The following is a 22578-nucleotide window of genomic DNA, read 5'->3' as shown; positions in this document are numbered from 1 at the left end:
CTTTTGCGGTGCGTATGGAATATCCTGAACTATTGACGATTTCTGCAATATAAGATATAATAAAAATATCATGAATGAGGAGGGAGCATATGTACGATTATCTTATAGTCGGAGCAGGTCTTTACGGAGCTGTTTTCGCAAGGGAAATGACAGACTCGGGAAAAAGAGTGCTCGTAATTGACAAAAGGCCCTGCATCGCAGGCAATGTTTATACCGAGAATACAGAGGGGATCCACGTTCATAAATACGGCGCCCATATCTTCCATACCAACAACAGGCGGGTATGGGACTATGTGAACAGGTTTGCGGAGTTCAACCGCTTTACTAACAGTCCTGTGGCAAACTACTGCGGAGAGCTGTATTCGCTGCCATTCAATATGTATACCTTCAATAAGATGTGGGGAGTAGTCACTCCCGAAGAAGCTAAAGCGAAGATTGAGGAGCAGAAAAAAGAGGCGGGCATAACCGAGCCCCGCAATCTGGAGGAACAGGCTATATCCCTTGTGGGTACGGATATATACGAGAAGCTGGTCAGGGGATATACCGAAAAGCAATGGGGACGCAGCTGTAAGGAGCTCCCTGCTTTTATAATAAAAAGACTGCCTGTCCGCTTTACGTTCGATAATAACTACTTCAATGCGCTTTATCAGGGGATACCTGTGGGCGGCTACACAAGGATGGTCGCTAATATGCTTGACGGCGCTGATGTCATACTTAATGAGAATTATCTTGAGAATAAGGAAAAATGGGACGGTATGGCAAAAAAAGTTGTTTATACAGGTCCTGTTGACGCCTATTTCGGTTATACTCTCGGAGCTCTGGAATACCGTTCCGTGCGGTTTGAGACTGAATTGCTTGATATGCCGAACTTCCAGGGGAATGCAGCGGTGAACTATACCGACCGCGAAACACCATGGACAAGGATAATCGAGCACAAATGGTTTGAATTCGGCAAAGATGATAACGGAAATGACATTCCCGTTACCGTCATAAGCCGTGAGTACAGCTCTGAGTGGAAAAAGGGCGATGAGCCGTATTATCCCATAAATGATGAAAAGAACAGCACTCTCTATGAAAAGTACAGAAGGCTTGCCGAGGAGGAAGAAAACGTTATCTTCGGAGGACGTCTTGGCGAGTACAGATACTACGACATGGATGCGGTGATCGCGGCGGCTCTTGACAGGGCTGCGGGAGAGAAAGTATGATATTATCTTGATCGGTGTGGCTATTCCGGACGTGGCGGTGGAAATCCACGCTGCTGCGTCGTTTCCATGTATCCGGCAGTGTTTTATACTTCCGGGAATATAAAAAAAGGCTGTATTTCGCAGGAAACGGCCTTATATCGTGCAATTGTCCGCAGCTGAAGAGCTGCGGACTTTGTTTTATATTGCTAATAAAAGATATATATAATGGGCGGAAACGATATAAAAAATCAATATAATACGATACATGGGGAATTTTAGCTAAACGATATTATCTTTAGCAAAAACTAACAAATATTGGCGGCAATAATATATTTAAAATACATATATTTGCGCCGTGAAAATCGTATTGACTTTGTTTTTTTTTCAAGATATAATTACAACTACAATTATGTCATCAATACATGATTTAATTGACATGTCCGTTTGATCTCCGTAATTTTATTCTATCATTACATCAAAAACCTAATAAGTATCTTCTACCAATCTTCACCAAAAAACAGACAATAATCCGATTATTTACAAACGCGGCAAACGTAAATAATTATACTGATATGAGTCTGATAACTACTCTTATGGTAGTGATCGGGCTTTTTTTATTTGTATCTGTTACATCTGCCAAGGAAATCATCAAGAAGTTGTATTAATTTCGGATTAAAATTGGATGGGGGTTCTATTCGTTAACGGATCAGGGCATATGATCTGTTTTACGGAGCATGCAATTAGATAGAAAAAATCATGATATGTGCCGCACTGTGTTATGGCGTATATTGTGGGAACAGGGGGATTTTTTTCATGTCAGGATTTACATAAGGATCTTATACAGCACGGAAAACGCGATAGAACAAGTTTATAGTCTTATTTTATCTACAACACTGAAAACAAAATCTATACGAAAAGGAACAGGAAATATGATTAACAATTGCTGTATAACCAAAACCGGAAATCTGTATTCACAATTCTGCGAAACTATTGAAAAATACGGTCTTCTTGAAGATATTGACAGGATCGTATTCTTATTTTCAGGCGGAAAGGATGCTACATTAGGCTTATATTACCTTAATGAGTATGTTATCGAGAACAAGCTCCCTATCTCTGTGGAAGCTCTTATGATAGCTTATCCTACCCACGTTTACTACCACAAGGATTCGAGAGAGGCTTCATGCTTTGTTGAGACCAAGAAATTCTGGGAAAACAGCGGCGTGAAGTTCCACATCTTCGATTCCGAAGAAGCAGACTTCGACGAGACCGAGAAGAATGCCTGTAAGATATGCAAGGCTGCAAGAAAGAAGCTCGTAGACGGCTTCCTCAACAGCTGTGAGGACAAGGAGCGCACTGCTATCGTAACAGGCTATACCCTTTATGACGCTATGGCTTACATGGATGAGATAATCCTTGTGAGCAATTTCGAATTCGATAATATCGACAATGAAAAGGCGCTCAACAGAATGAAGAACTGCTTCCACAAGATGAAGATAAAGGAAAAGCTTCCCAACGGCTTTACTATCATCCGTCCCCTTATCAACATGAAGGAAAACTTTATCATGCAGGACGTCATCGATCTTGAGATCCCTTATATCTCACGCGGCTGCAAGGCTTCAGTAAACAAGCATAAGAGAGAATACTTCAAGGTACTCAACGTTGCTGAGCCTATCAACAACACTACCTATGAGGGCCTTCTTTCATTCATCGGCAAGATGGATCTCAAGCTGCCCGAAACCTTTGATGACATAAACATGGATAATTATTTCACTGACTGCTGATATAGGAGATATTAATGAAAAAGACGAATATAATCAAGGTTATTCTTTTAGCTGTCAGTGTTGCTGTTATTGTGCCTCTGTGGGGTACATTCCATTCATATGCTACGGTGGAAAGAGCCTGGGTGGCTTTTATATCCGCAGCGGTATTCTTTGCAGCAGGCCATAAGCTTAAGGATATAGTCAATGTTGCCCTGTCGCATATTCTTGGTATGTTCTGGGGCATGGGAGTGCTCTATGTTATGCAGCAGCACCTCATTGACGTTAATGCTGTTGTGTACAGCCTGATAGTTCTGGCTGTATTCGGCTTCTTCTCCGTTATCGTAACAAGTCTGAACATAAAGATCATATCACATACTCCGTCGCTGTTCGCAGGATGGGCAGTGGCATTTGCTGCCTTTGGCGGTACAGAGCTCTCGGAGTGGAAGGACATTTCCATTGATGTAGGTCTTGCGCTTGTTATCGGTGTAGTCGTTATCGGTACAGGTATATCTCAGCTTCACCTTCTCCTTATGAAGCTTCTGAAGGTCACGGGAGAGGCAGAGGAAGCAGCAGAGGCTGTTCCCGAGAAGAAAACGGCTGCTGCCGCAGACAAGAAGGCAGCTCCCAAGGCAAAGGCTGCCGAGAAGGCTCCGAAGCCCGCAAAGAGCAAGGCAGACCTCAAGACAGAATCATATATCGCTTCGTATGCTTCCGATGAGACAGTGGAAGTTCAGAACAGCGAGTACGAAAACAATATACAGGAGCTCAAAAGCACTATCAATGATCTGCGCAATGTACTGAGCACAAGAGCGGCAGCTCCTGTCGGCGGCTCGGGACGCAGCTATGCAGACGAAAGGGTAAAGATACTCGGAATCTGCGGAAGTCCGCATAAAAAAGGCTCTACTATCAATTACCTGAAGAAAGCCCTTGAGGCTGCTCAGGAGATCGGCAATGTTGAGGTTGAGCTTATCGAGCTTGCAGGCAAGGAGATACATCCTTGTATGGGCTGTAAGAGCGACAAGTGCGGCGGCACCTGCAGGATCGATGACTTTATGCAGGAGCTGTATCCGAAGCTCAGGGAATGCGACGGTCTTATCCTTGCTTCACCTTCTTATTTCGGTACGTTCTCAGGTCAGCTCAAGCTCTTCCTTGACAGACTGCGTGTTATGAGACACAGCAATTTCGAGCTGGGAAATAAGGTAGTCGGCACTCTTGCCGTAGCAGGACGCAGACACGGCGGACAGGAGATTACTAATATTGATCTTATCCAATCCATGATGAGACATAATACTATCATCGTAAATGATGGTACCGCTGTATGTCAGCTCGGTGCAACAGGATGGTCTCATACCTTTGACGATCCTTCGATCCAGAGCGAGACCGATGATTACGGTATGCAGACAGCTGTGGGCGTAGGAAAGAGAGTTGCAGAGGTCGCTAAGGTGATCAAGAGCAGCGGCTTACAGAATATTACATACCAGTATAACCAGCAGATTGGAAAGAGATAGGAGGAATATATAGTGATAATTATTTGTTGTGTTAGTGCTTTAGTGATCCTGATCGTTGTTATCCTTTATTTATTTTTGGTCAGATGGAGTGTCAATGTTCCCGATTATATGGCTGCAAAGCATTACCGTTTCGGTAAATCCGTAAGTGATAAGCCCATTTCGGGAAGGAGAGTTACCGTTATCCCGTATTTCGATCAGTTGGTAATGATCGATCAGAGAGTCCAGAGAAATACTCTTGACAATATAAACGTTCTCACAAATGAAAAGCAGGTAATGAAGATCTCCGCTACTATCGTATGGAAGTCGGAAAACGCTTCAATGACCATCGAAAACATCAAGCCCGAGGACATTCAGCCCACATTCTTCAAGATCATCGAATCTGTAATCAAGAATGAGTGTTCAAAGATGTCCGTTGATGAGATACTTGTAAACAGAACAGTTCTGTCAAAGAACCTCAATGCTATCCTCAAGGAAACAGCGGATACATGGGGCTTGAAGATCTCATCTGTAAATATCACCAACGTTGTTGTAAGCAATGACAGCTTCATGCGCAACATGGCTCTCCCCAAGGAGATCGAGATCGAAAGACAGGCTAAGCTTGCTCAGATCGAAAAGGATCTTGCAGTCGAACTGAAGAATATCGAAAGAGAAACTGAAGAAAAGCTCGCAAGCCTTAAATCCGACAAGATCATCGGTGAGGAAAAGGAAAATGTTAACAAGGTCCTCGAAGAAGCCGAGAAGAAGCGTATCTACGATATGTCTGTATTACAGAAGTCTATTGAGGAGATCTCTGCCGAGATCGAGAAGATCAAGGCAAGAGTCAAGATCGAGAATGAGGCTGAAAAGACCAAGGATCTCATGATCGCAGAGGCAGAAGGTCTCGAAAAGCGTATCCAGGTCATCTCCGCTTATTCACAGGAAGGCCTCAATTACGAGACTCTCCGTGCCCTGCCTGATATCTACAAGAATATCAAGGTTGGCGATGTTACACTCTTCCAGGGAGAGAATGCGGGAGAGATTCCTGCTTACGGCTATATAGCAAATTCTCTTCTCAACATGGTGTCTGCAAAAAATGCACCAAAAGTTGCTGATTAAATGCTTCTGCATTTAATATAAATATTTTTAGGAGGTAATGATATGTCAGAGCATATTATTAATGACGCACAGTTCACAAAACATCCCACACAGGAAGGCGTTTTCATGAAGCACTTCTTCTCAAGCAAGGATAACGACCGCCTCAACAACCTTGAGGTAAAGATCATTCCCGGTTACTGCATCGCTCCTCACATCCACGAGAATTCTTCCGAGTTCTTCTACGTTGTAAGCGGCGAGGGCGAGTTCCTTGACGGCGAAGAGTGGAAGAAGATCGAAAAAGGCGTTGCTTTCGTAGCTCCCATGGGTATGACTCATGGTATCAGAAACACAGGTAAGGACGTTCTTACTCTGTTCTCTACATTCAGCCCTGCTACAAGATAAGCACGTATTACATATGAAAAAAGGCTGTGCGAATAATAATCGCACAGCCTTTTTTTAGTTTTTTTGAACATTAAAACCCTATATCATCTGAGCATATATTTTCATTATTCCATAGAGTGTTAAAGTATTCATTTAAATAAATACCACCATTGCCGTTACCTTGAAATTCAAAAGCAAAATTTTGCTGACTTTTAAATAGAGGAAGATTAGCGCCGAAGAAAACGTGATCATCAATTTTTAAGTATGAGAAACCGGGATATGAATTCTGAAATTTTAATGAAATGTGGCATCCAGATCTATTAGCATTTTTGACCCATTTGTTTAATTCTTGAACTTCCTTTTTCATAGCACCAATTGGTGGTGTATTACCATCAATAGACTCATCCTTTTCTCTTTGAGAAAGCATTTCAATATTATTGCAAGATATGATCCTGATTTTAATGCCTTCCATTGATTTGGTTTTTAGTATTTGTCCCTTTGCACTCAAAAAATTAGACATTCCTATTGCAATAATATCTATACTGTGTTTGGCTTCATCAAGATATTTGTTTGATTCTTTATTCATTTCTGATTTTGTTCTATAAATAGCTTTTAGACGCCATTCGTTGATTATTTCTTTTATTTCGTTACTGTTAAAAATAAATATGGAAGTAATAAAGCTGATGATACCTGTAGCAATTAATGAACATCCTACACTTAATAATATATTATAAATAATGGCTGGAAGCCCCTTTTTGAGGCATATTAATGTCATAATTAATCCAAGTAAAACAGTAATAACGTTTAAAGAAGTAACAGGGTTTTTAAATACTTTACGCAATCTGTTCATTTTTCTCTCCTTTTAATTTACAATCTTGGCATAATGAATGGTTGTTTCCTAAAAAAATATAGGGGCATTGAGTGCCATAATCGTTATAGATTTTACATACAGAGGATATAAAAACATTTGCTTTTGTAAAACTTCTTAGTTTCAACATAAAGTCATTAATTTCTTTTTCCTGATTACATATGATATTTATACATTGTTTTTTATCATATAAAGATGTGCAAGGAATTTCTGATTTTTGATTGAAAACAGGTCCGATATAAACTGTTTCGATTTTATATTTATTGATTATTTCAAGGTATTTGTCTGTTTCTTGTTTGAAAAAAGGTTTGATATAGAGGGAAAAGTTAATGTTTTTAAATAGATGCATATATTGAAAATTTCTAATCCTTTCATCAACGGTTCTTGCTTTAGGTTCTATCATTGGATTATTAATAACAGGGATAGAGATATTTATATAAATCTGATTCCCATAAGAATTGATCTTTTTTAAAAAATCATAGGGTACGATTTCTTTTGTAGATATTTGTATATAACAGTCAGTTTTTTGAAAAAAACTAATTATATATTGAACGGATTCAATGCTTTCCTTGCTTTTTAAAGGTTCTGTGTTTGGGCATAAAGATAATATTTTTATTCTTCCCATGTAATTATCATAAATATATTCGCAAATAGATTTGATTTGTTTGATTGACAATAGCTTTTGATCCTTGTCTTTGCTTTGTACGTAACAGTATTTGCATCCGCTTCCGCATCCTTCTTCGCATATATCAATAAAAATACGATTTTTTTCATAAATTACATAGTTTGATGCTTTGAATGTTTCATTCATAAAAAACCCCTTAATGTTTATTATATATTATTGAAAAATCCATATTAATTATAACATATTTGAGTTTATTTTTCAAGAGGATTTTACAATTATAGCGTGAAATAAGTGATAGGTTTATTGTAATAGAAGGACTGTATGATTTACGAAAGATATGTATTGTTTTTTTGTCTGCGTTGTGATATAATGTGTTTGTTCGGAATGATAAGGAGCAACACAGCGGGACAGGAGGGTATGATACATGAGATCAGTGAAAGCAGCCGCAGTTTTTATGGCTGCTGTATTATTGTCGGTGTTTATGCCGCAGATACAGGTTTTTGCGGAGGATGATGAGTACTATACGGTCACTGAGCCTCTTAGCGAGGAGAACGGTGTACTGACCATTGATACGGGAAGTCCCTGGTATAAAGTCAACTGCTTTGAAAATGACAGCAGGTATATAATATGTGTAAAAGGTTCGGACGGAAAGTCTGTTATGCTTACGGCTGCGGACAGAAGTGACAAGGAATACGTTTGGCGGTATTACTTAAGAACAATGGTAACGAGTACGGCGCCAAGATGTGCTACGCTATATTCTAATTCTTTTTATCTTGGATGCCATGAGGATAAGCTCTATACATATTCAAGATCATGGACAGACGGTGACACAGTCTGGGATTACTACGACGGAAAACTCAGATATAACGAGGACGGTACCGATTGCTATCTTAAATACAATGAGGGCAGCAAAGAGCCCTTTTCATGTACCTTTGATTCTGCGGAGGCATCGGAGGTAAGCATATATACCAACGGTGACAAGCTGGGACGCTGCATAAGCAGGCAGCCTGCTGCCCAGTCATATGTCATTGAGGGCAGCGGATATAAGGCGCCTTCATTTTCGGTAGGACTTTCATCTCCAGATATTATCACTGATGATATAAAGTGGTATGTGGACGGAACGGAGCAGTCCTGCGCAAAGCTTGAATTTACAGCCGATATGCTGGCAGGTCAGCCTGCGGGAGTTCACCGTGTTAACTGCATTGTCACGGCCCATGACAATAATGGCGTGCATTACCGTGAGAAATCAGCCGATGCCGCATTTGTTATTGCAAAGGGTGTTCTGCCAGATTCGGTGGTGTCTTTTTCGGATATACACGAACAGTACGGTTTTATCCCCGATGCCATTGAAAATGTAATACAGCGCACAGGCGGCTATATACCTTCACTTGTGGTCTGCACAGGCGATCTTGTAAACGGTCCCACTGTGGATAAGGATACGATGCTTTCACGCTACTATCCGCAGATCGTTTCGGCTCTCGGAGGACTTGACGCGGTATTCGTCTCGGGAAACCATGATTCAGGTGAGGCGGCTTCCATAATGTCAGCTGCGGCAAAGCTGGGAGCCGAAGGCAATATCTCCCCCTCGGGAGGTCAGATCTTCAGAGGTACCTCTTCCGAAGCCGCATCAAACGGACGAAACAGCCGTTTTGCCAGGGGAATAACGGTATATGGGCTGAATTTCGAGGTTTCGCAGAATAAACAAGACAGTACTTATACTTATTCCTATGATAAGGCAATAAAGGAGCTTGACAGCTTTCTCAGAAAAACAGCCGCGAACTATAACGGCGAACTGGTCATAATATCTGCTCATTCCGGGCTTCATGTCCTTGGAGTCCTGCCGCAGTCTGTCAGCAGCGGAGGTGGTCCTATAGGCCAGTGGGTAGGAGAAAACCAGTATAATGTGGATAAGTCCTATGAAATGGCAAAGCTTATAAACAGTTATGCCGAAAAGTATAATATGGATATAATGTATCTCTTCGGTCACGATCATTCACGCCAGGAAAGAGAACTCATAATGACTGACGGAGCTGTTCTCATAAGCACAGAAAGCTACGCAGAAAGATCCTACGGAAGTCAGAAGCTGAGCTTTACCTATGCACATTCAGGCTATCTGTCCACCACTATCGGCTGTGCAGATGCTAATTTCAGCTTTATTTACCGTGACGGTGACAATTACTCCTTTGACCTTATCCGTATCAGTGACGACAGAGTGCGTCATACTGATATTAAAGCCAAAAGCAGGTTCAGGGAGCCTCCCGCGGTAACGACATCAGCTGCGACGACGGCTTCAGCTGCAAACACAGGAACTGCGACTGCATCTCATAACAGCCCGAAAACAGGCGACAGCAGCGGCTTTGCTGTTATATTTGTCTCAGCTGCTGCGATAATGCTTCTGAGCAGGAAAAGAAAAAACTGATAAAAAACGTTCGCAATTAATGCGGACGTTTTTTATTATATTATTTACTATGCTGTTTCGCAGAACCGTGAAATAGTATTGGCGCGAAGTGCATGATATTGTTATAATTTAAAATTGGATTTTTGGGATCAGCCGATTTTAAGCCTTGAATTTGTAGAAGGTGCATGATTAAGGTTGACTTTTTTGTCAAAATAGTATAAAATAAAGATGATTAAGTCTTTTTGACTTGATCGGACAGAGATATGGGATAAAGAATGGTTTTCGATTATGTTTAAGGGGGGTCAGAGCTGTTGACGGTATCCGGATAATATATCGTTGAGAATGTCTTGCAGGAGGAAAGATGTTCAGGAAGGCAGAGTCCGGAGATAATACATGGCAGCTGCTGCATAATTTGTTAACCGAATGCAACACATTCCTGTTTTTTTATCTGAAGCAAGAGTTATTATTTTATAACAACTATGGAGGTAAAAATGGAGAACGAAGTATCTATATTAACGTGGATAAACGGCTGGCGCGAAGCCAAGGGTTTATCCGCGGATGAAAAACTTACGGAAGAACAGGCAAAAAGATTTGTTGCCGAATTCTGCGAGAATTTTGAGTTTTCGTCGGATAATTCTGCTAAGGTGCTCATTTTCAGTGAGAATGCAGATGCTGATAAAATAGCTGAACTGACGAAAAATTATGAAGAAGGAACAGTCACTGTAATTGATGATCTTGATGAGATAAAGCTTCTTAACAGCGATGACCTCAGAAATGCAGTCGCAGCTGCAGTCGGTGAAGAGTGGTTTGAGAGACTCTACAACGGCGAAACTGCTGAGAAGTTCACAACAGGCAGAGCCTTTGAGGATCAGCTTGCCATAAGGGATTTCGTTTACAGCGAGATTATAAAGAACAGCTCTGCATCTGATATGATCGCACTTGTTGCAGAGGACGCTGTTGACAGCGTGTGGAACAGGACGCTTCGTAATGAAGTTTTTAGTTGTGATACGCTGACAACAATAAATGGTATTCTCAAAGATGAATTAATTCAGAAGCTCTTTTATGGAATGGGGTATATTGGCTATTCCGCTGCCAGCATGAACAAAGTACTAAATAGTTATATTAATGCTTATGCAGAATCTTATAATGGCAATAACATTTTAACTATGAATGATGATGAAACTGTCAGTGAGTATATAAACAGAATGCTTGGAGACGGAAGTGCTGAAAAATATATGCCCTTGATAGCATTCATAAATGATGAGAATACTTTTAAAAGTGATATGGCCTGCTATCTGAATGAATATGGTAACGAACTTTCAAATGATGAAAAGGAAGAGTTGGCTTTTATTGCGGGTATATCATTAGATAAGCTTGACAAGTTTGCAAAATGCAATACTGTGATTTATGGAAATAATTATGAGTATAGTTCAAATTATGTACAAGAGCTTATAAAAGAAAGGAAATCGTCGAATAGTTTATCTGCGGAGACTGGTAGTTCAGCTAATGATTTGAACTTAACAGGTAGTGAAGACTCAGATTCTAAGGTAAAATCATTAATAGACTTGTCAGATGAACTGGTTGGAGATTTTGGCGATTGGTCAGGATATTCGAGCGGAATTCTTGCAACCTATGAGGATTTGATCGAATCGTTTAGTCATGTAAATTCAGAAAAAGAATTTAATCAGACTTTGGTGAAGGAATTGCTTAAAGGTACATCCGAAAAAGAGATGTATGAGATGTATAAGGATTTTCATCTGTATGAACAAGAGCAGGAAGGATACAGAGCTGTCTATAGAGCGGCTCAAGCAAACGGTAACAAATACCAGAAGCTTGGTGGAAAGTTTGATGATTTAGGAAATGCTCTTTCATATATAGGCGCAGGAATTGGCGTTGCATCAAGTATTTATAATTATGCGACCGGAGAAAGAACACCTGATACTCGTCGCGATGCTTTGGTAGAATGCGGAAAGGCGCTTACAGGTATTTTTGCTGATAAACTTGTAGGTGTGGTGACAGAGAAAGTCTTGGTTGCAACAGTTTTTCCGGCAATTACTGAAGTTACAGCAGGTATATTTGGTACAGGTGCAGTTGGAGGTGCAATCGCTACGGTCGGTTCAGTCGTTTTGGCTGTTGCCGCAGTATTTGAAGTTGCTTTTATTGCTGACTGGGCTGTTGAAAGTGTATGGGATATTATCAAAGATTTTGCAGATGGAGACGGCGAATTCCATCCGTTCAAGATAATGGGAGATAAATGGGTAGAAAAAGGTGAAGAAGTACTCAAATTCCTTCATATCACAGACCTTATCGACATGTTCCTTGATTCCAAATCCGCAGTTGTCAGAGTTGAGCCTCTTATCTTCGATCTTGACAACGACGGCTTCAGCATAATCGACAAGTCCGAAGGCGCATACTTCGACAAGGACAACAACGGCTTCAGAGAGCGTATCGACTGGACAAAGACAGACGCATTCCTTGCTCTTGACCGCAACAATAACGGAAAGATCGACAACGGTACCGAGCTCTTCGGTGATACCACATATATCAACGGCGAAGATAAGTACGCCGAGAACGGTTTTGCTGCTCTCAAGCAGTACGATGAGAACGACGATGGTGTCATTGACAGCAATGATTCGGTATTCGGCGATCTCAGACTCTGGCTGGACGAGAACGGCGACGGTATTTCACAGTCCTCAGAGCTCAGCACTCTTGCAGATCATAATATCACAGCCATAACGGCTGTTGCTGATGAGGAGAAGATCGACACAGGCACAGATGCTGTTATCGACGGAACCGCTTCATTTGAATACGCAGACGGAACTAAAGGCAAATTCGGTGCGCTCTGGGCAACTGCAAACTACTATGATACCAAGGAAGATTACGATGCTGAAATGGAAGGCATCAATATCGGAAATCTCGGTAATATGCCTTCGCTGGCAGCAGCTCTTGCCAAGGATGACGGAACTCTCCAGGGATATATCGACGCATTCCACAGCGCTGTAAGCTATACTGATAAGATGGAAAGCCTTGACAATATCCTCTTCACCATGTCGGGAGCTCTTGATATAGACGCAAAGTCAAGAGGTTCAAATATTGATGCAAGAAGGCTCCATGTTGTTGAGACTGTAATGGGCGAGGACTTCAAAGGTGTCAACGGTGCTAACCCCAACTCCACAGCAGCTAATATACTCAAGGGAATTTATAACAATATTTCCAGCAAGTATTATACAATATTTAATATTGATACCGTAAAGCCTTATATAGAGCAGCTCGTTCCTTATGAGAATGAAAACGGAAAGACAAAGTTTTATTCCAGCTTTATGTGCATATCCATTCTGAATGAACTCAATGCACATCCTGAATCTACCATACTCACAGATGTATGCAAGCACCTGGCTTTGTTCGGTATTAATGGAGATGTGGATTATGATGTTCTTATGGATATAAATTCATTCTTCTCATATGACAGAAAGCTCAGCAATGCTGTAAATAAGGAGTTCGTTTCACAGAATATCCATCTTGGAACCAATTCTGCCGATACTATAAACGGCTCCACCGGTGCAGATGTTCTTATCGGCGGTCCCGGAAACGATAAGCTTTCCGGCGGCACCGGAAATGATACATATATCTATGCCAAGGGCTTCGGAAATGATATTATGGGTGACAGCAGCGGACGGAACAGGATAAAGTTCAGAGGCCTCAATTCGACCGATGTTTTTGTTACATATCCTTCGACAGGCTACAATGCGGTTGTTACCATCAAGGAAACAGGCGAGACACTGACTATCAACGATTTCAGATATTCCGATATTTACAGGAACTATACACTGGAATTCGAGGATAAGACCATTGGCATAACGGAAGAGGGAAGCCCCTTCTTCAATATTATCGGAACAGACAAGAACGATAATATTCCTATGTTCTTCGGCGGCGGAACAGCTTATGGCCTTGAAGGTGATGATACCCTCAACGGCACAGGCGGTTCTGATACGATATACGGCAATGAGGGCAATGATACCCTCAATGGCAACGGTGGTGCAGACTATCTTGACGGCGGTGTCGGAAATGATAAGCTCTACGGCGGTACTGGCGATGACATCTATGTTTACGGCAAGGACTATGGCAACGACATTATCAGCGACAACAGCGGAAAGAATACTATTAAATTCGTAGGTCTCAAGTCCACAGATGTCTATGTGGTATATCCTTCATCGGGCTATGATGCTATACTTACAGTTACCGAGACAGGTGAGACACTGACTATCAAGGATTTCAGGTATTCCGATATCTACAGGAATTTCACTCTGGTATTCGAGGATAAGACTCTCGGAGTTGCAGAAGAAGGCAGCCCGTTCCTTGACATCAAGGGCACAGAGAGTGGGGAGACCATACCCATGTTCTTTGGCGGCGGCAGCGCTTACGGCTTCGAGGGCAACGATACGATCAACGGTACAGGCGGTGCTGATGCGATATACGGCAATGAGGGCGATGATACCCTCAACGGCAACGGCGGTGCAGACTACCTTGATGGCGGTGTCGGAAATGATAAGCTCTACGGCGGTACCGGCGATGACATCTATGTTTACGGCAAGGACTATGGCAACGACATTATCAGCGATAACAGCGGAAAGAATACTATTAAATTCGTAGGTCTCAAGTCCACAGATGTCTATGTGGTATATCCTTCATCGGGCTATGATGCTATACTTACAGTTACCGAGACAGGTGAGACACTGACAATCAAGGACTTCAGATATTCCGATATTTACAGAAATTACAAGCTCATATTCGAGGATAAGACTCTCGGAGTTGCAGAAGAAGGCAGCCCGTTCCTTGACATCAAGGGCACAGAGAGCGGGGAGACCATACCCATGTTCTTTGGCGGCGGCAGCGCTTACGGCTTCGAGGGCAATGATACCATCAACGGCACAGGCGGCGCTGATACGATTTACGGCAACGAGGGCGATGATACCCTTAACGGCAACGGCGGTGCAGACTACCTTGACGGCGGTGTCGGAAATGATAAGCTCTACGGCGGCACTGGCGATGACATTTATGTTTACGGCAAGGGCTACGGCAACGACATTATCAGCGACAACAGCGGAAAGAACAGAATCAGATTCACAGGTCTCAATTCAACTGATGTATACGTTGTATATCCTACGTCAGGCTATGATGCAGTACTCACAGTTGCTGCAACAGGTGAGACACTGACTATCAAGGACTTCAGATATTCCGATATCTACAGGAATTTCACTCTGGAATTCGACGATAAGACAGTAGGTGTTGCCGAGGCTGGCAGTCCCTTCCTTGAAGTTCAGGGAACAGAGGCTGATGAGACTATCCCTGCATTCTTCGGCAGCGGAATCACTCACGGCAATGACGGCAATGACACCATCAACGGCACAAACGGCAATGATGTTATCTACGGCGACGCTGGAAACGATATCCTCAACGGCAACGGCGGTGCAGACTACCTTGAAGGCGGTGCAGGAAATGACAAGCTTAACGGCGGCGCAGGAAACGATACATATGTATTCGGCAAGGGCTACGGCAATGACGTTATCAGTGACAACTCAGGCTCTAATAAGATCAGGTTCAAGGGTGTAAAGGCTGATGAGATGTACGTAACATACCCTGCTTCAGGCTACGGAGTTATCCTGACAATAGCCGAGACAGGCGAGACGCTTACTATAACTGATTTCAGATATTCCGATATCTACAGGGATTTCACACTTGAATTCGACGATGGCAGGGAAATAGCCATCTATGAAGAAGGAAGTCCTTTCCTCAACGTAAGAGGAACAGAAGGTGCCGATGCGTTCAGCGGATTCTTTAGTAATAGCTATATCAGAGGATTTAACGGTGACGATACCATTAACGGCGGCAACGGTTCTGATATTATTGAAGGCGGCAAGGGCAGCGATATCATTAATGCCAACAACGGAAATGATACTGTCTACGGCGGTGAAGGTGATGATACCCTTAACGGCGACGGCGGTGCTGATATACTGGACGGCGGTATCGGAAACGACAAGCTCTACGGCGGCACAGGCAATGATACATATATCTACGGCAAGGGCTACGGCAATGATATTATCAGCGACAACAGCGGAAAGAATGTCATCAACTTCGGTGAGCTGAACTCTACTGATGTATATGTTGTATATCCTTCAAAGGGTTACGATGCAATACTCACAGTTGCTGCAACAGGCGAGACTCTGACTATAAAGGACTTCAGATATTCCGATATTTACAGAGACTTCAAGCTTATATTTGCTGATAAGACTGTGGGAATATCGGAAGAAGGCAGTCCGTTCCTTGACGTTAAGGGCACAAAGAATGACGATACCATTTCTATGTTCTTTGGCGGCGGAAGCGTTCAGAGCTATGACGGCGACGATATTATCAACGGCACAGGCGGTGCAGACGTAATTTATACAGGTGCAGGAAATGACACCCTCAACGGTAACGGCGGTGCTGATATACTGGACGGTGGTATCGGAAACGATAAGCTCAACGGCGGCACAGGCAATGATACATATATCTACGGCAAGGGCTATGGCAACGACATTATCAGCGATAACAGCGGAAAGAACACCATCAACTTCGGCGAGCTGAACTCTACTGATGTATATGTTGTATATCCTTCAACGGGTTATGATGCAATACTCACAGTTGCTGCAACAGGCGAGACACTGACTATAAAGGACTTCAGATATTCAGATATTTACAGAGACTTTAAGCTCATATTCAAGGACAAGACTCTCGGCGTAGCAGATCCCGGTAGCCCGTTCCTTGATGTTAAGGGCACAAAGACGGACGATACCATTCCTATGTTCTTCGGCGGCGGAAGTGTTCAGAGCTATGACGGCGACGATATTATCAACGGAACAGGCGGTGCAGACGCCATTTATACAGGTGCAGGAAATGACACCCTCAACGGTAACGGCGGTGCTGATATACTGGACGGCGGTATCGGAAACGACAAGCTCTACGGCGGCACAGGCAATGATACCTATATCTACGATAAGGGCTACGGCAATGATATTATCAGCGACAACAGCGGAAAGAACACCATCAACTTCGGCAAGCTCAAGTCCACTGATGTATATGTTGTATATCCTTCAACGGGTTATGATGCAATACTCACAGTTGCTGCAACAGGTGAGACACTGACCATCAAGGACTTCAGATATTCCGATATCTACAGAGACTTCAAACTCATTTTTGCTGATAAGGTGATGGGAGTATCAGATCCAGGAAGTCCTTTCCTTGACATCAAGGGCACAAAGGGCGGAGATAACATTCCTATGTTCTTCGGTGGCGGAAGCGCTTACGGCTTTGAAGGCGATGATATTATCAACGGTACAGGCGGCGCTGATGCAATGTACGGAGATATAGGCGATGACACCCTCAACGGCAACGGTGGTACTGATATACTGGACGGCGGTATCGGGAACGACAAGCTCTACGGCGGCACAGGCAACGATACATATATCTACGGCAAGGATTACGGCAACGACGTTATCAGCGATAACAGCGGAAGCAATGCTATCAGATTCGTGGGACTCAACTCCACAGATGTATATGTTGTATATCCTTCAAAGGGTTACGATGCAATACTCACAGTTGCTGCAACAGGTGAGACTCTGACTATCAAGGACTTCAGATATTCTGGTATTTACAGAGACTTCAAGCTTATCTTCGAGGATAAAACTATCGGAGTTGCAGAAGAAGGCAGTCCCTTCCTTGACATCAAGGGCACAAAGGGCGGAGATAGCATTCCTATGTTCTTCGGCGGCGGAAGCGCTTACGGCTTTGAAGGCGATGATATTATCAACGGTACAGACGGCGCTGATGCGATGTACGGAGATATAGGCGATGACACCCTCAACGGCAACGGCGGTGCTGATATTCTGGACGGCGGCGTGGGCAACGACAAGCTCAACGGCGGCACAGGCAATGATACATATATCTACGGAAAGGACTACGGCAACGACGTTATCAGCGATAACAGCGGAAGCAATGCTATCAGATTCGTGGGACTCAAGTCCACAGACGTTTATGCTGTATACCCCTCATCAGGCTATGATGCAATACTCACAGTTGCAGAGACAGGCGAGACACTGACTATCAAGGACTTCAGATATTCCGGTATTTACAGAGATTTCAAGCTTATCTTCGAGGATAAGACGGTTACGGTTTCCGAGGAAGGAAGTCCGTTCCTTGATGTCAGGGGAACAAAGGCAGCAGATACTGTTCCAATGTTCTTCGGCAGCGGAATCGCCAACGGCTTCGAGGGCAATGATACCATCAACGGTACAGGCGGCGCTGATACCATGTACGGCGGCACAGGCAATGATATCCTTAACGGCAACGGCGGTGCTGATATTCTCGACGGCGGCGAAGGAAATGACAAGCTCTACGGCGGTACAGGCAATGATACCTATGTCTTCGGCGAGAATTACGGCAATGATATTATCGCCGACAACAGCGGAGCAAATAAGATCAGATTCGTTGGCCTTACACCTGATGATATCAAGGTATCCTATCCGGGCAGCGGATATAACGCTGTTATCACAATAAAGGCTACTGAAGAGACTCTTACTATCCAGGACTTCAGATATTCGGGCATTTACAGAGATTTCACTCTTGAATTTGATGACGGTACAGAGGCTCATATCGACTTGGCAACAGCAGAGATAGTTATTGATGTTGAGGGCAAGGAAGAGGTAGTTGAGCAGACTCTTACAGAATATCTCACCAATATCTATACGGATGAGATGGCAGGTACTGAGCTTACTGTTGAAAACACAGTCGCAGCTGATGTTGCAGACATTGCTTCAATAGGCGATGAGAACGGTGAGATCTTGGATATGAGCAATATCCAGGCAATGATACTTGCAGAGAATATGTCGGCATTCAGCAGTGAAAGTCAGATATCCAACGGTATCAATATCGGTGATATTACAGCAGATTCTTCTGCACTGGATCAGCTCCTTGTGAATTCATCGATGCAGTAAACTATAAAAACTCTGTTTTAATAACAGAGAAAAACGCAAAAAATAGCCGGTCTTCTTCGAGTGAAGGCCGGCTATTTACTATATATGTCACAATATACAGGCGTTTTGGGTATATCAGTTGAGGGAGGGTAACATTTGATTTGACATTTTCAATTAAATGTTATATAATATATATTGATCGGGTTGGGGCAATTGCCCGGTCAAAAATGATATGGGCGGAAAATGAATGATTTTGCCAATGATGTGGCCGATATTTTATTGTGCCATGATTGTTGCATTGTATTCCCCTGCCCTGATGGCGGGGGATCGTTTTTATGCAGAAGATTACCGTATATTCTTTAGCGGTAAAAAGCTGTAAAGGGGGGATCTGAAAAAAGAATAGGATTTTATGATATGATAATAATGTTTTTGTTTTTTAGCATTTTCCGTTGCTGAGGAGCTGATAGATTTTAGTGATTATGGGTTGATTATTGACAAAATGATTATGATTCTACGTTATGATAAATTTAATTTGCAAAGGAGAATTTAAATTGGCTGATTACACTAACGTTACAGAAGAAGATATCAAAAACTGGGGAAAAGATAAGATCAAGGATAAAGTGATCGATGATACACTCGGAAAGATAGAAGATAAATACAGCGATGAGTTCGAGCATCTCGGCATCAATGCGGACAGCATCAAGACAATGTACGGATATGCTTCCGGCGGCGGTATGACCGACGGTGAAATAAGCTCCGAACTCAATCTTATATATGATCTTATTAAGGATACCGATGCTTTCGGAAGCTTCAAGGATACAAAGTCATTTGAGAGGATCGGTAATTTAAAGAGCTCATGGGAGACATATGGCAGTGATCTGGTAACTCTGAAAAAGAGCATGGATACTATGAGCAACCAGCTTGAGACATACGGAAGATATGATGCTGACGGCACCAAGGCAATGGAGGATGCGCTCTTCAGTATCATCAATATGTCAAAGAGTGCTATGAACAGCACTATAGCAGGTTCGTCCTATGGTTCGATAATCGATAATACCATGGGCTACGTACAGGATGGCTTTAAAAAAGTAGAAGGCGCAGCTCTTGAAAGAGATCTGAACTACTATAATATGGATCGTTACAATGAAGGAAATGAGGATATTGATGCTTTCCTCTCAAAAATGGAAGCTATCGATGGATTCGGTGATCCTTCTGACAAGTGGGCAGACGGTCCCAATCTTGAAGAACTCAAGGCATTTTATGACAGGGATACATCCAATCATAAGGTGATCTTCAATCGCTATCTCCGCTGGAGAACTCAGTATGAGTATGATAAGACTCTCAGAGACATCGAAAGAAAGACAGGACAGAGCTTCTTCGATGACAGATCACCCAAACAGAAGGTAGTAGATGCTTATCATGAGAGAAATAGCGTCATGGATGCTGTAAAAGCCGCTATTGCAGAATATAAGGATTGCAGTCGTGTCGGAAATGAGGCTATCGGCGGTTATGTTGAAGCAGCAACAGAGAGCTTCGTTACAAGCTGGCTTGCAGGCGGCGGCGATAAAATAGTGGATGCGGTAAAGGAATACCGTGACAACTGGCGCCTTGGTGTAGAAATGATGAAGCCCGGCTTTGACAGATTCATTGATAACTGGACTATAGGTGCACAGGATATCGTTGACTGGGAGTACAATGCTTTAGAGAATTGGTACTATGGCGTAGAGGACATCTATGACAGCTGGAAGATAGGCCGTGATGCAATCTCGGACGGCTTCCACAGTTTCATGGGCAAGATCGGAAACGGTCTTGAAGAATTCGGCGAAGACTGGTATGTAGGCATGGAGGATATAGGTGACTTCTTCTCCGACAGATACAGTGACTGGAAGGCCGGTATGAAGGATATACTCGGATTCCTTCACAAAAACCGCAACGATGTTTCTGATGCTTCAAAGATGAGATATGATCCTCTTATTATTGACGTTGACGGAGACGGATTCAATATCGAGAATAAGACAAACGGAACAAACTTTGACCTCGACGGTAATAATCATGCAGAGAAGATCAACTGGACAAGAAAGGACGGTTATCTCTGCCTTGACCTCAATAAAAACGGTGTGATAGACAACGGCCGTGAGCTCTTCGGAGACAGCACATTTATCGGCACAGATGGTACTGTTGCAAAGAACGGATTTGAAGCGCTGGCACAGTATGACCTCAACGGTGACGGAATAATCGATAGCTCTGATGAGATATTCCCGCTGCTCAGGGTATGGATAGATGCTGACGGAAGCGGAACCTCGGAAGGCGAACTCAGATCGCTTGAGGAGCTTGGAATAACAGCTATCAACCTCAATTACGAGACCACACCTGATGAAAAGAGCGGAGAAGCTCATATAGCTGATACTGCAAATGTTGTTTATGCAGACGGTTCCTTCAGACAGATCGGTGAGCTCTGGGTATCTGCTGACCTGTTCGATACAGTAGACAACGAAGTCGTTGAAATATCCGAGGATATAGCTGTTCTTCCCGATGTACGCGGATTCGGCAATATCTCATCACTTCACAATGCTATGGCAAAGGATGAAAGCGGAAAGCTCAAGGCTATCGTTGAAGAGTTTGCCGCAGAAACAGACGCTAAGGAGAGAAAGAAGTACATCAAGGACATTCTTTTCACTCTTTGCGGTGCTGATGAGATCGATGATAAGAGCCGAGGAAACAATTTCAGCGCAAAGAAGCTTGCTGTTATCGAAACGATCATGGGAGAAAAGTATGTGGGCGTCAACGGAAGCAACCCCAATCCCACAGCTGCTGAAAAGTTAAATGAGATCTATAACAACATAGAAAATATGTATTTCAATCTCATGAACAGCGATACAAACACCAAACCTCTGATCGCACTCCTTCAGGAGTATACCGATGCAAACGGCACCCGTTTAATAAATATGGACGCTGTTCAGAATGTTATCGACTATATGTACAATAATGGATACGAAAATGCTGACAGTGAGCTCTATTCACTTACAAGCTACCTGAAGTTCATGGATAATATGGGCGTCAAGGGTTATGAAAAGTTCGTTATGAAGAATGTCCTCAAAGGTCACGGAGATGTATTTTCTGACATGGCAGACGTTGTATATGTCGGTGAAAACAATGAAGCTGTCGGATCCAACAGAAATGATTATATCTTTGGTTCTGAGGAAGCAGATATTATTTCGGGTAAAAACGGAAATGATGTTATCATTGGCGGCAAGGGCGATGACCTCTTACGCGGCGGCAACGGCAATGACAGCTACGTATTTAATTTAGGCGACGGACATGATACTATCGATGAAGAGCGTTCAGGAACCGCTGCTGACAGCGTTATTTTCGGTGAGGGCATTACTGCAGACGACGTAGTTGTTACAAGAGACGGAAACGATATGGTTCTTCTCGTAGGTAAGGATGGAGATTCTATCAGGATCAAGTCTCAGTTTACAGATTACTACAACCGTATTGAAAACTTCGAGTTTGCAGACGGTACAGTAAAGAACATGGCAGACTATTATGCTGAAACCATTACCATGAACGTAAGCGGAGAGTACTCAGATCCTGACGACTATGCAACAGGCGTAACAGTTATCAATGCATCCGATAAGGACGACGTTATCAAGGGCAACGGAAGAAGAGACGTTATCTTCGGCGGTGCAGGCGATGACAAGCTCTACGGCGGAAGCGGAAACGACGAGCTCCACGGCGGTGCCGGCAGTGACTATCTCAACGGCGGCAACGATAA

At 43.0% G+C, this 22578-nt stretch carries 10 protein-coding genes; 8 read left to right on the top strand and 2 right to left on the bottom strand.

Annotated features, from left to right (window positions below; genetic code table 11):
- The first annotated feature begins 89 nt into the window (after nucleotides 1-89).
- The 5 genes from glf (at nucleotide 90) to RF007C_RS00710 (ending at nucleotide 5928) form a co-directional block, all read left to right on the top strand.
- A complete protein-coding gene (gene glf, locus RF007C_RS00730; protein WP_037296456.1) occupies nucleotides 90-1205 on the top strand; it encodes a UDP-galactopyranose mutase in 1116 nt (371 codons plus the stop codon).
- A 908-nt stretch (nucleotides 1206-2113) separates the two neighbouring features.
- Entirely contained in the window at nucleotides 2114-2965 is an 852-nt protein-coding gene (locus RF007C_RS00725; RefSeq protein WP_019679525.1) for an ATP-binding protein, read from the top strand.
- 14 nt (nucleotides 2966-2979) lie between these two features.
- Entirely contained in the window at nucleotides 2980-4452 is a 1473-nt protein-coding gene (locus RF007C_RS16150; RefSeq protein WP_051456451.1) for an NAD(P)H-dependent oxidoreductase, read from the top strand.
- A gap of 12 nt (nucleotides 4453-4464) precedes the next feature.
- Nucleotides 4465-5547 (top strand): SPFH domain-containing protein, encoded by a 1083-nt coding sequence (locus tag RF007C_RS00715; protein WP_242823083.1) that lies wholly within the window; start codon nucleotides 4465-4467, stop codon nucleotides 5545-5547.
- Nucleotides 5548-5589: 42 nt separating this feature from the next.
- Complete coding sequence (locus tag RF007C_RS00710; RefSeq protein WP_019679528.1) at nucleotides 5590-5928, top strand: cupin domain-containing protein; 339 nt, start codon at nucleotides 5590-5592, stop codon at nucleotides 5926-5928.
- A gap of 70 nt (nucleotides 5929-5998) precedes the next feature.
- Here the strand turns inward: RF007C_RS00710 and RF007C_RS00705 are convergent, their stop codons facing one another.
- Nucleotides 5999-6757, bottom strand: coding sequence for a hypothetical protein (locus RF007C_RS00705; RefSeq protein WP_019679529.1), 759 nt, complete (start codon nucleotides 6755-6757; stop codon nucleotides 5999-6001).
- On the bottom strand, nucleotides 6741-7586 hold the full coding sequence (locus tag RF007C_RS00700; protein ID WP_037296455.1) for a radical SAM protein: 846 nt from the start codon (nucleotides 7584-7586) through the stop codon (nucleotides 6741-6743). Before RF007C_RS00700 ends, RF007C_RS00705 begins: the two co-directional genes overlap by 17 nt.
- Before the next feature lie 238 nt (nucleotides 7587-7824).
- Here RF007C_RS00700 and RF007C_RS00695 point away from each other — a divergent pair, with 238 nt between their 5' ends.
- The 3 genes from RF007C_RS00695 to RF007C_RS00685 form a co-directional block, all read left to right on the top strand.
- Nucleotides 7825-9819, top strand: a complete 1995-nt coding sequence (locus RF007C_RS00695; protein WP_037296454.1) for a metallophosphoesterase — start codon at nucleotides 7825-7827, stop codon at nucleotides 9817-9819.
- Between the two features lie 470 nt (nucleotides 9820-10289).
- Nucleotides 10290-18824: a calcium-binding protein gene (locus tag RF007C_RS18160; protein WP_037296453.1), complete on the top strand. Its 8535-nt coding sequence runs from the start codon at nucleotides 10290-10292 to the stop codon at nucleotides 18822-18824.
- Nucleotides 18825-19354: 530 nt separating this feature from the next.
- Nucleotides 19355-22578, top strand: a 3224-nt coding sequence (locus RF007C_RS00685; protein ID WP_037296452.1) for a calcium-binding protein, incomplete at its 3' end; no start/stop codon positions are given.

Source organism: Ruminococcus flavefaciens 007c (assembly GCF_000571935.1).
Taxonomy (GTDB): domain Bacteria; phylum Bacillota; class Clostridia; order Oscillospirales; family Ruminococcaceae; genus Ruminococcus; species Ruminococcus flavefaciens_F.
Note: the sequence above shows the minus strand (reverse complement) of the source record. Positions and strands in the feature narration are given on the sequence as shown.

Excerpts from the sequence above, each read along its gene's own strand:
- glf (WP_037296456.1), top strand. The coding sequence starts at position 90 with ATGTACGATTATCTTATAGTCGGAGCAGGTCTTTACGGAGCTGTTTTC.
- RF007C_RS00725 (WP_019679525.1), top strand. The coding sequence starts at position 2,114 with ATGATTAACAATTGCTGTATAACCAAAACCGGAAATCTGTATTCACAA.
- RF007C_RS16150 (WP_051456451.1), top strand. The coding sequence starts at position 2,980 with ATGAAAAAGACGAATATAATCAAGGTTATTCTTTTAGCTGTCAGTGTT.
- RF007C_RS00710 (WP_019679528.1), top strand. The coding sequence starts at position 5,590 with ATGTCAGAGCATATTATTAATGACGCACAGTTCACAAAACATCCCACA.
- RF007C_RS00705 (WP_019679529.1), bottom strand. The coding sequence starts at position 6,757 with ATGAACAGATTGCGTAAAGTATTTAAAAACCCTGTTACTTCTTTAAAC.
- RF007C_RS00700 (WP_037296455.1), bottom strand. The coding sequence starts at position 7,586 with ATGAATGAAACATTCAAAGCATCAAACTATGTAATTTATGAAAAAAAT.
- RF007C_RS00695 (WP_037296454.1), top strand. The coding sequence starts at position 7,825 with ATGAGATCAGTGAAAGCAGCCGCAGTTTTTATGGCTGCTGTATTATTG.
- RF007C_RS18160 (WP_037296453.1), top strand. The coding sequence starts at position 10,290 with ATGGAGAACGAAGTATCTATATTAACGTGGATAAACGGCTGGCGCGAA.